This is a genomic window from uncultured Salegentibacter sp. (assembly GCF_963972535.1).
In the GTDB taxonomy this organism is placed as follows: Bacteria; Bacteroidota; Bacteroidia; order Flavobacteriales; family Flavobacteriaceae; genus Salegentibacter.
Genome location: NZ_CAXAVR010000152.1, coordinates 1 through 4,983, shown reverse-complemented (window position 1 = coordinate 4,983; position 4,983 = coordinate 1). Strand labels below are relative to the sequence as shown.

The 4,983-nt window shown below is 37.2% G+C and carries 5 protein-coding genes; 3 read left to right on the top strand and 2 right to left on the bottom strand.

Translation table 11 applies throughout. The features are described from left to right. Together AACZ30_RS12875 and AACZ30_RS12870 are read left to right on the top strand one after the other, a co-directional pair. Positions 1–1,344 (top strand): PAS domain S-box protein (locus tag AACZ30_RS12875; RefSeq protein WP_339649834.1); only part of this gene is annotated, 1,344 nt, incomplete at its 5' end. Between the two features lie 23 nt (positions 1,345–1,367). Beyond that, the gene (locus tag AACZ30_RS12870; protein WP_339649832.1) at positions 1,368–1,778 is read left to right on the top strand and encodes a response regulator; all 411 of its coding nucleotides are present in this window, start codon (positions 1,368–1,370) and stop codon (positions 1,776–1,778) included. Here the strand turns inward: AACZ30_RS12870 and AACZ30_RS12865 are convergent. Continuing rightward, positions 1,775–2,851: an endonuclease/exonuclease/phosphatase family protein gene (locus tag AACZ30_RS12865; protein ID WP_339649830.1), complete on the bottom strand. Its 1,077-nt coding sequence runs from the start codon at positions 2,849–2,851 to the stop codon at positions 1,775–1,777. The two genes, AACZ30_RS12870 and AACZ30_RS12865, sit on opposite strands and share 4 nt — an antisense overlap. 68 nt (positions 2,852–2,919) lie before the next feature. Continuing rightward, positions 2,920–3,735, bottom strand: coding sequence for a phosphatase PAP2 family protein (locus AACZ30_RS12860; protein ID WP_339649828.1), 816 nt, complete (start codon positions 3,733–3,735; stop codon positions 2,920–2,922). A gap of 190 nt (positions 3,736–3,925) precedes the next feature. Between AACZ30_RS12860 and AACZ30_RS12855 the strand changes: the two genes are divergently transcribed. Further along, positions 3,926–4,983: VWA domain-containing protein (locus AACZ30_RS12855; RefSeq protein ID WP_339649825.1), on the top strand; the 1,058-nt coding region annotated here is incomplete at its 3' end.

Genomic DNA, 4,983 nt, shown 5'->3' with positions numbered 1-4,983 from the left:
TATGAATCTGAAGAAAAATACCGAACTCTCTTCGATTCAAGTCCGCTGCCAATGTGGGTTTTAGATAGGAATACTCTGGAGTTTTTAAGTGTAAACCAGGCTGCTATAAATTTATACGAATATACCCGCGAAGAATTTATGCAGATGTCTGTAAGGGATTTATGGGTAGATGATGAAGCAAGAATTGAAGAAACTGTAGAAGAAAATTTTCATGGTTTTTTTACTTTAAAAGTCAAGCATTATACAAAAAGTAGAAACCTGCTTTATATAGATGTTCAGAGCAATCCTATTCTATTTGGTGGGCGCGAAGCCAGGGTTACCCAGGCGCATAATATTACCGAAAAGTTAAAAGCCGAAGAAAAATTAAGGCACAGCCAGGAGCGTTTTAAAGCCCTGGTTCAGGATGGTAGCGATCTTATAAGTATTATAGATCAAAATTTTCATTATGCCTATGTAAGCCCCAGCGTAAAGAATATTTTAGGAGTAGATCCCGAAAAAATTGAAGGTAGAAATGTATTTGACTTTATACATAGGGAAGACCGTGATAAAATTGAAGGCAAAATCCAGTATTTAGGCAGCAGAAAATCCTATCAGTTACCTTCCTATAGATATAAAGATGGGAAGGGAGAATGGCGTTGGTTTGAAACCATAATTAGTGATTTAAGAGATGATCCTGCTGTAAAAGGATTAATTGCAAACTCCAGAGATATTACCAAAGCTAAGGTACAGCAACAGCAATTAAGGGAAAGCCTGGAGCGGTATGATATTGTTGCTAAAGCCACCAGTGACCTTATTACCGATTTTGATGTTGAAAAAAATGAATTCCAGTACAGCAATGCCATATACGATATCTTTGGTTATTCCCAGGAAGAATTAGAAACCTCAAAAGAATGGTGGCAGGATAGAATTCACCCTGAAGATAAACCACGCGTTATTGAAGCTGCCAAAGGAATATACGAGCGCGGGCAAAAGATTCTTGGAATAGAATACCGTTTTAAATGTGCAAACGGAGAATACAAATACATTCTTGATCGTAGCTATGTAATAACCGATGCTACCGGTAAACCCTCGCGTATAATTGGTTCTATGCAAGATATTACCGAAAGAAGAAAATACATTAACGCTATAGAACGCAGTAATGAAAGGCTTCGCGAAATAGCATGGACACAATCTCACGTAGTGCGGGCGCCATTAGCTAGAATTATGGGGTTAATAGAACTACTGAAAAACCAGAGAAATAACCTTGATAATATTGAGGAAATTATAGATAATATCTTAAATTCGTCTGAAGAGCTTGATAAAGTGATTAGAAAGATCACTATTAAGACTGAAGAAGAATTCTAAGCTCTGGCCCTAAATTTCTTATAATGCTTGAAGTACTTATCGTAGATGACGATCAAATTGTGGTATTTATTCAGAAGAAGTTGATAAGCAACCACGAGATCGCCCAAAACCCTATAAGCTTTAGTCAGGCGGCAGATGCTTTAAATTATATTATAGAAGATCAAAATCACACCAGGCAAAAGGATTTTCTTATTCTTTTAGACATTAATATGCCTAATATGAATGGTTGGGATTTTTTAAAGCGTTTAGAAGCTCATCCGCAAAAATCCAGGTATCACGTTATTATGGTAACTTCTTCTATAGATGCAAAAGACAAAGAAAAAGCTAATAATTATAGCACAGTACGTTCTTTTATAGAAAAACCAATCTCTGCTGCAGATTGTGAGGAAATCAAAGAAATTTCAGAAATAAGTCATTTTTTTGAAACGGCTTAAACACCGTTTTCCCTAGGTTCTGCATCATCAATTTTCTCCTGGGCCCATTCTTTTTCCTCTTCGTCAGGTTCAGGTTTTTCCTGTTCCTCTTCTGCTGGGCGTTCAAAATTTAAATTAATATACATAGGAAAATGATCTGATCCCATAGGTTTTTCTCGCGCAATTTCTATTAAAGTAAAATCGTTGCTATGAAAAACGTGATCTAACGGCCATCTAAAAAAGCGATAACCGGCGTGAAAAGTATTAAAAAAGCCTCTGCCTATCCTTGGGTCTAATAGCCCGCTCATTTGTTGAAATAATCTTGTGGTGCGGGACCAGGCAACATCATTTAAATCTCCAAAAACCAAAACGCTATCATCCTGTTCTCTAACATCCCTTCCCAACATCAACAATTCGGCATCGCGGTTGGTAGAAGTATCCGCTTCAGAAGGGCTTGGAGGTCTTGGGTGCATACAGTGAATTCTAACTTTAGTATTATCGTCTAGACGTACAAAGCCGTGTATAGATGGAATATCATCTTTTACTAAATATCTAACTTCGGTTTCTTCCAATTTTAGTTTAGAATAAAGATGCATTCCGTAGAGGTTATCCATAGGCACTTTTACGGTGTATTTATACTCTTCTTCTATTTCTTTAAGTGCTTCTTCCCACTTTTTATCAGATTCCAGCGTAAGAAGAATATCGGGTTGCCGCCGGTGTACAATTTCAAGAAGTTTGTGATACTGGGTGTTGGGAGTGAGTACATTACTTACCAGAATAGAAATATTATCGCTGGGGTCACCGTCCTCAAATTTCATTACTTCTTTTTTTGCGAACCAGGTGTATGGAAAAATCTTATGAAGTTGATAAATAAGACTTAGAATAATTAAAGCAATAGCTATAAAATGAATAGTTTCAGAAAAATCAAAAACAATAATAGAGATAATTATAACCGTGCTAATTAGAATTGAAATTTGAATACGAGGAAAATCGAAAGCACGAATCCACCATTGGTCAAATCGTGTGGCAGACGCCAGACTTGGAATTAGAAATATTCCGCACAATACTAGCATTATAATTTCTGAAACCTCCATAGAGTTTGCTCGATAACCGAGTTTTAAATGCTTCGAGGCTTGCCTCGAAAATTAAACAATAGTTTTACTTAGAACTTATAAGAAAGCGCAAGACCTTTAGTGTTGATTCCCGTGCCGTTAATATTAAAATTAGCGGTAGGATAAAGATCAATATTTTCTTTCCCTTTTTTATGCAATTCAGGAATTAATATTCCACTAACGGCACCTACTACGGCACCTGCAATATTATCTGTAAGAAAATGTTTCCCGGCTTTTGTTCTTAAATATCCCATTAAAACCGAAACTCCTGTGGCTCCACCCCATACAAAAGGAACGGCCTTAGAATCAGGGTGAAAATCATTAAAAATTTTGGCGGCAAAAAAACTACCGGCAGCAGCAACTGCAGTGTGTCCTGCAATAAACGAGCGTTGTGCACCGCCCTCGGCACGTTCGTCCATCGGAAGATTTTCATTATAAACAAGAGGTCGGCTTTTATCTATTAAACCGGCAGTCATAGTATAAAATACACCCGTAGTAGCCATAGTTTCTACAAATAAAACACTTATTTGTCCAAAATTATTTCGCTCTGCTTCACCGGGTAGTAAAGCAAGCGGAGCGGCCAGGGCTGCATAAAAGGGTATATAGCTTAAAGCATCAGCTTCTTCAGAATAATTTCCAGCTGCCCAACGATCTATTCCCCAAATATCATTTTTATCTAAATCTGCAACTTCAGCTTCAGTAAGTGCATCTTTATTCTGGATAAAAGTGAATCCTAATACATTTAATCCAACGGTACCGGCAATATAGGCGCCATCTGTCCAGGCATCGGTTTTATAGGGGGAACCCTGGCAAAAACTAGTATAGCTAAGAACAAAACAAAAACTGAGTAAAAGCAAATTTTTCATTAATCTCTTATTGTGGTTTTAATTATATTCAAATCTCTTAACTACATCGTAAACACTGAAGTTTTTAAGAAAAGAATAACAATATTGGCCTTCTAAATATAATACAAGCAATTTTTAGATTAACATAAGTTTAATTCCTGTTGCAGCTAAAGATTTTCTAATTCTATATAAAATACCGTAATTTTAGAATATGAAGAAGAAAGATTATAGACAGGGAAGCGGATTTGTTTTTAATAAGTTTGAGGAGCCTGAAAAGTCACCGTTTGACAGGCTTTTTGAAGTTTTTAAAGAATTAATTACTCATACTTCAGGAGATTTAGATGAAGCCCTGGATTGGCTGAAACAGTTGGACGACGAATACAAATTAACCACGGAAGATTACACCCTGGATGATTTTGTAGAAGACCTTAAAAAGAAAGGTTACATAAAAGAAGAAACCGAAGACGAGGGTGGTGGTATGGCGATTACAGCCAAAACCGAACGAGCTATTAGAAAACAGGCTTTAGACCAGATCTTCGGGAAACTGAAGAAAAGTGCCTCGGGAAGTCATAGAACCAATCACGTAGGTAGGGGAGACGAACATACGGGTGATTTCAGAAATTTTCAATTTGGAGATTCGCCCGATAAGATTTCGGTAACCGAAAGTTTAAGAAATGCCCAAATTAATCACGGTATCGGGAATTTTAATATGACTGAAGAGGATTTGGTGGTAGAGGAAACCCATTACAAATCCAGAATGAGCACTGTACTTATGATAGATATTAGTCATAGTATGATTTTATATGGCGAAGATCGTATTACTCCTGCGAAAAAAGTAGCGATGGCTTTGGCCGAATTGATTACTACAAGATATCCAAAAGACAGTTTGGATATTATTGTTTTTGGAGATGATGCCTGGCCGGTTTCTATTGCCGATCTTCCTTATCTTAAAGTAGGCCCATACCATACCAATACCGTGGCGGGTTTAAAACTAGCTATGGATATTCTTAGAAGAAAAAGGAGCACAAACCGTCAAATTTTTATGATAACCGATGGAAAGCCGAGTTGCTTGCGAGAACGCGACGGCTCTTATTATAAAAACAGTATGGGTCTTGATCCTTATATTTTAGGCAAATGTTATACAATGGCGCGCCAGGCAAGGAAACTACATATTCCCATCACTACATTTATGATCGCGCAAGATCCTTATTTAATGCAGTTTGTAAGGGAGTTTACCTATGCCAACCAGGGGAAAGCTTTTTACACCGG